General features: G+C 31.1%; 6 protein-coding genes. 2 read left to right on the top strand and 4 right to left on the bottom strand.

Annotated features, from left to right (window positions below):
• From ACH2CG_RS03435 to ACH2CG_RS03425, 3 genes are all read right to left on the bottom strand, one after another.
• Window positions 1-714: BatA domain-containing protein (locus ACH2CG_RS03435; RefSeq protein WP_395062218.1), on the bottom strand; the 714-nt coding region annotated here is incomplete at its 3' end.
• Window positions 715-1015: 301 nt separating this feature from the next.
• On the bottom strand, window positions 1016-1267 hold the full coding sequence (locus ACH2CG_RS03430) for a hypothetical protein (protein WP_395062216.1): 252 nt from the start codon (window positions 1265-1267) through the stop codon (window positions 1016-1018).
• On the bottom strand, window positions 1268-2896 hold the full coding sequence (locus tag ACH2CG_RS03425; protein WP_395062214.1) for an OstA-like protein: 1629 nt from the start codon (window positions 2894-2896) through the stop codon (window positions 1268-1270). It lies immediately after the preceding gene.
• Between the two features lie 134 nt (window positions 2897-3030).
• Here ACH2CG_RS03425 and ACH2CG_RS03420 point away from each other — a divergent pair, with 134 nt between their 5' ends.
• Window positions 3031-4899, top strand: a complete 1869-nt coding sequence (locus ACH2CG_RS03420; protein WP_395062212.1) for an alpha-amylase family protein — start codon at window positions 3031-3033, stop codon at window positions 4897-4899.
• 20 nt (window positions 4900-4919) lie between these two features.
• On the top strand, window positions 4920-5585 hold the full coding sequence (locus ACH2CG_RS03415) for a tetratricopeptide repeat protein (RefSeq protein ID WP_395062210.1): 666 nt from the start codon (window positions 4920-4922) through the stop codon (window positions 5583-5585).
• 153 nt (window positions 5586-5738) lie between these two features.
• Here the strand turns inward: ACH2CG_RS03415 and ACH2CG_RS03410 are convergent.
• A partial coding sequence (locus ACH2CG_RS03410) for an adenylosuccinate synthetase (protein WP_395062208.1) occupies window positions 5739-6271 on the bottom strand: 533 nt, incomplete at its 5' end.

Genomic DNA, 6271 nt, shown 5'->3' with positions numbered 1-6271 from the left:
ATAAGCATCAAGTTTTACACCAATTTCGTAGAAGTTATCTAATGTTTGATTGATGAAAACGCTATCAATGGCTATGTTATCGGTTTTTTGTGCTTCGGGAATTATGAAATAAAGTGCTTCATCATCTTTGGATTTTTTAACTTGATTGGGTTGCAAACCAACAGCATCGGTAATCACGACAATGTCTTTATTGAAAGCCGATTTATGTGCTTTTATTTTTGCCAAAAGATTCTCCAATTGAAAAGGCGAAGCACTGTATTTTAAATTCTGTAATTCTTTTTGAATTGATTTGATATCGGTATTCCAATAATTGTCGGAACAAGTAATTAAAGAGAAGTTTGCATTTTCTGGAGTATGTTCTAATAAATCTTGAACAGCACGTTTAAGCAATTCACCTTTTTGACCTTTGGCTTGCATACTAAAGGAATTGTCTAATACAATGTACAGTTCGTTGGTAGCATTCTTACTGTCTTTTGCCTTAAAAAATGGTTGTGCAAAAGCAATTATGATAAATGCCAGTAGTAGCAATCGAGTAGCAAGTAATAAATATTTTTTAAGTTTAGAACTTTTTCGCGTCTGAATTGCAAGCTCTTTCAAAAACTTTACATTAGTAAAATATTCGGTTTTAAATTTTCGTAATTGAAACAGATGCACCAGAATTGGAATGACCAATAAGAATAGGAAATAAAGAATCTCTGGATGTTTGAACTGCATTTCTGTATAGAATTTACTTCACAAGGAGTTGTCTTATTTGTGGAGTTCAGTGATTTTAATTGTCAAAAGTAACAAAAAAAATATAGGTTTAAAAGTTTATAGGTTTAAACTTTAGTATCTTTTTTTTTGTTTAGAATTCAAAGTTTCTTTGCTGAAATTGAAATCTTTTTTTTATCGAACATTTTCTAAAGTAAATTTTCTTGTCATTTATAAATGAGGTACTACAATTAATTGATTATAAAGTTACATGAAATTTTTATAAAGAAAATGAATAAGGTTTTATTGGTATTTTAGAAAATTATTATTCAATGTAGTACTTTTTTATTTCTGAAACAGTGTTGCAAACAGAACACCACCAAAATTCTTCATCTTCATTTTTTAAAAACGTCTTTGTGTTTTCGTTACATTTTTTACAATGAACTTCATCACGATCATCTTCATAGGTTTGATAGTCACAAGTGCCACAATTCCATATAGTAATACTTGACATTTCGTCATCTATATACCATGTGAAAGCATTTTTTTTACACTTTGGACAAATTTGAGTTGCCATTTATTTTTTTATTTTTTTCTTGTCGTAGTTCAAAGTTTCTTTCCTAATTTTCATCGGAACACTTTCTTTGGCATTATCAACTTTGGTTTGTTCTTGAATTTTAGCTTCTTCTTCGTTTTCTTCTGGCGGAAAAATTTCTTCTTTAGTTTTTATTCGTTCCTCGCCACGCCAAATAAATCCTCTAAGTTTTCGGGCATTTTCGGGCAAATCTTTTTCTGGATAAATATCACCATCTACATTGTCAAAAAAAGTAATGGTATCAATTTTACTCTGATCGTCCATCATCATATTTATTTTACTACTAACGTTTTTATTGATTCCGATAAGCTCATTTTGATCATTTCGCATGTAAAATATAACTTCGGTATTCTTTACTATATCTACATCATAAAGTTTATTTTCTCTAAATTTTCCATAAAGATTTAAACCTTTAACCTGGTTAAAACCTGTTCCAACAGTATCTTTTGAAACAATAAATGCATTGTTGAGTACTTTCAGCGAGTCGAGTTTTTCGGTTTTGTTGTTGCCTATTAAATGCATCACATCGCCAGTCATTTGATTATCAAAATTCCAAAGAATGGGTTTTCCTATAAGTTGCGTGAGTGCTTTCTTTTGGTCAGAATGAATGGAATCGCATTTGCCACTCATATCGGTTTTAAAGAAACGAACGTTATTAAATCCGCGTACTATTCGCTCGCCAGTTTTTCCAGTTACAATTAATTTTTTGGCGTGCACAAACATCGAATCTTTTTCCATCATGTAACGAACCGAAGCTCTTTTAGTAATGAACAAGGAATCTTTTGCTTTATAAACTTCACCATAATGACCTCTAATGATGGCTTTGTTTATAGAATCGGTAATTTTTACATTTCTAGTTCCCGATGAAAATTCTCTCGCTCTATCAAAGTACAAACTATCACCTTCAATCAATCGATCTTTATATTTTATGTAGGATTTTCTTAGAAAATGACCCACATTTTTCTTGGTATTATAAAATCCATTTTCGGTATAAATAAAATTATCTTTTCCAACAATTGTTGATGGGCCAAATAAATAGGAGTGACCCGAATTGGTATAATAATCTAAATGATTGGATTTAATAGTATATTCTGGATTGGTTAAAACAACCGAAGTAAGAAACTGATACTTTTTTTGTTGTACATAATAACGTCCCGATTTACTCTTTAAAGTATTGTCTCTGTTGGTTATAGTTCCGTTAGAATTGTAGTAGGCTTCTTGTTTTACTCTATCAAAATTTATGGTGTCTGTTACTAAAGAAGATTCTGGCGAACGCATAACAACATTTCCTGTTGCATAAGCTTGTTTTACATTTCCGTTATATTCGGCATATTTACTGTTTAAAAATAAAGTGTCGCCTTGCACCATTTGAACATCACCAAAAGCTTTCAAATAGTTTTCGTTTTGAAAATAATAGGCTTTATTACATGTCATAATTACGCCATCATGATTTACTCTTACATTTCCTGTAAGAAGTAAAGCACCCGGAATTTCATATTCATTTCTATCCTGAAAATCGGCATGTTCAATAAATATTTTACTCGTTTTCTGACCAAAAGTCAAAGAAAAGTTTAATAATAAAAGGAGTATAAGAAAACTATATTTTTTCAATGCGTATATTTTTTGAAGCAAATTTATGAAAATAGAGTCAACTCAAATGGTTATTAAGATTTTTTTATTACATGATTGAAATGAGTTGCAAATTTTTATATTTGTTGCATTGTGTTATTAATACATTTTTTATCATGAAAAAAGTCCTATTGCTTGCCATTCTTGCGTTTTCCATTTCAGCCAATGCACAAGTAAAAAAATATAAGTCTAACGCCAAAAATAAAAAAGTTACCGTTGTGGAAAATAAGAAAGTAGTTTATCAAGTTTTTACAAGATTGTTCGGAAATAAAAATACCACCAACAAACCTTGGGGAACAATTGAGGAAAATGGTGTAGGAAAATTTAATGATTTTACAGACAAAGCCTTAACCGAAATTAAAAATCTAGGTGTAACTCACATTTGGTTCACTGGTGTTCCGCATCATGCATTGGTAAATGATTATACTAAATACGGAATTTCCAATGATGATCCAGAAGTAGTAAAAGGTCGCGCGGGTTCACCATATGCAGTCAAAGATTACTATAATGTCAATCCAGATTTGGCAGTAAATCCGGCAAAGCGTTTAGATGAATTTGAATCTTTAATTGCAAGATCTCATAAAAACGGATTGAAAGTTATTATTGATATTGTTCCCAATCACATTGCTAGAAAATATGTTAGTTTGTCTAATCCTGCTGGTGTTCGTGACTTTGGTGCCGATGACGATACTACTCAAGAATACGAAAGAAACAATAACTTTTATTATATACCAGGACAACATTTTCAAGTGCCAACGTCAGACAGTTACAAACCACTGAATGGCGAAAAAAATCCATTAATAGATGGAATATTTGATGAAAATCCTGCAAAATGGACAGGAAATGGTTCAAGATTAGCAAAACCAGACATAAATGATTGGTATGAAACAGTGAAGGTAAACTACGGAATTCGTCCTGATGGATCCAAAGACTTTCCTGAATTGCCAGACGGTTTCGAAAAGAAATCATATAAAGATCATTTTGAGTTTTGGAAAAACAAAGACGTTCCTAGCTCTTGGATAAAATTTAGAGATATTGCTTTGTATTGGACTGCTAAAGGTGTAGATGGTTTTAGATATGATATGGCAGAAATGGTTCCGTATGAATTTTGGAGTTACATGAACTCGGCTATTAAGATGAAAAATCCTGATGCTTTTTTAATGGCAGAAGTATATAATCCGAACGAATATAGAAATTATATTTACAAAGGTAAAATGGATTATTTGTATGATAAAGTGGCTACTTACGACAAATTAAAAGAAGTAATTCAAGGAAAATCTTTACCTGATGGACTTTCAGATATTCAGCACAGTATGGCCGATATTGAACACCATATGTTGCACTTTTTGGACAATCATGATGAACAACGATTGGCAAGTCCAGAATTTGCTGGAACTCCAGAAAAAGGCAAGCCACTTATGGTAGTTTCTGCCACTTTGGGTTCGTCACCAACTATGATTTATTTTGGACAAGAAGTTGGGGAAGCAGGAAATGAAAACGGCGGATTTGGAACACATTCTAGAACTTCTATTTTTGATTATGTTGGCGTACCCAATCACCAACGTTGGATGAATGGAGGAAAATTTGACGGTGGACAATTATCGCAATCAGAAAAAGATTTGCGTGATTTTTACAAAAGATTATTGAATTTCACTATAAAAAGTGAGGCGCTGATGGGTAATTTTCAAGAAATACAATCATCAAATAGAGACAAAACACAAGGTTATGATGCAGGAATTTATTCTTATGTGCGTTGGTCAACAAATGAAAAACTAATTGTAATTGCTAATTTTTCATGGCTATCAACAAGTAATTTTGATTTAAAAATTCCAGCTGATGTTATCGCAACTTGGAAATTAAATGATGGAAGTTATCCTTTAAAAGAGCAATTATATGGAAGCGCAGCTACTTTAAAAGTTGAAAATGGAGTAGGAGTTGTGAAGGTAAGTATTAAGCCCAGTGAGAGTTTTGTGTTTAAGATGTAACTATAAATTCTAGTTGTTAAATGATAAATTATCAAATTAAAAAAATATTAGTATTGTTTGTATTGTGTCAATTTGGGTGTAATTCTACTCAAGATTGTCCTGAAGGAATAAATTTACTTCCAATGTATGGGAATTTAAAAAAATGTGATAGTCAAGTTCAAATGGATACTGATTTTATTATAGAATCTGAGAAGCAATTCAAGAATAGAAAATTAGCATCAGAATATTATGTTTCAAAAGGCTGGCAATATTTTTATGAGAACAATTATGATTTATCGATGAAAAGATTTAATCAAGCTTGGCTTTTAGATAATAAGAATGCTAATGTATATTGGGGATTCGGAAATTTATTAGGATTAAAAAAAGATTATAAAAGTTCAATATCTTTTTTTGAAAAATCAATAAAAATAAATCCTAAAAATTCTAAAGTTTATGAAAGTTTATCAACAAGTTATGGGCAAATATTTTTTGAGACAAAAGATATAAAGTATATAAATCTTACTATTGAAAGCTTAAAAAAGGCTGTAAAAATTGAACCAAATAACGGAAGAATGTATGGGCAGTTAGCTAGTGCATATTCTTACTTTAATCAAAAGGATAGTTTAGTAAAATATATTAAAATTACTGATAATATTGATCCGAAATTTGTAAATCCTGAAGTTCGAAAATTTGTTAAAAATAAATAATCTTTATAAAACATAAATGAGCGTCGATATATGAAGGTATGAAGTTAAGTATAAAGCCCAGCGAGAGTTTTTGTGTTAAAGATCTAGTTAGGAATTATATAAAAGAAAAACCCTTTCATCACTAAAAGGGTTTTGTTTTTCTTGAAATCTATTTTACTTCAAAATCGTTTGTTTTCTATCGGGTCCAACAGAAACAATTTTTATAGGAACTTCGACTTCTTTTTCTAAAAATTCGATGTATTCTTTTAGTTCTTTTGGAAGTTCATCATAGGTTGTCATTCCGGTTAAATCGGCTTTCCATCCTTTGAATTCAGAATATATTGGTGTTACATTTTCTTCTTCAATATTGTATGGTAAATGGTCGATTTTTTCACCCTTGTAGTTGTATTGTGTACATACTTTTAAAGTGTCAAATCCCGAAAGAACATCGCCTTTCATCATCATTAATTGTGTTACTCCATTTACTTGCACTGCATATTTTAAAGCTACCAAATCTAGCCAACCGCAACGGCGTTTTCTTCCTGTTACACTTCCAAATTCGTTTCCAACGCTTGCCATCATATCGCCAGCTTCGGTAAAATCTTCGGTAGGAAATGGTCCAGAACCAACACGAGTGGTGTAAGCTTTAAAAATTCCGTACACTTCTTTAATTTTATTTGGTGCAATTCCCAAACCTGTACAAGCAC

Source organism: Flavobacterium sp. (assembly GCF_043778725.1).
Taxonomy (GTDB): domain Bacteria; phylum Bacteroidota; class Bacteroidia; order Flavobacteriales; family Flavobacteriaceae; genus Flavobacterium.
The sequence above is the reverse complement of the archived record's forward strand: the minus strand, read 5'-3'. Positions and strand labels throughout refer to the sequence as shown.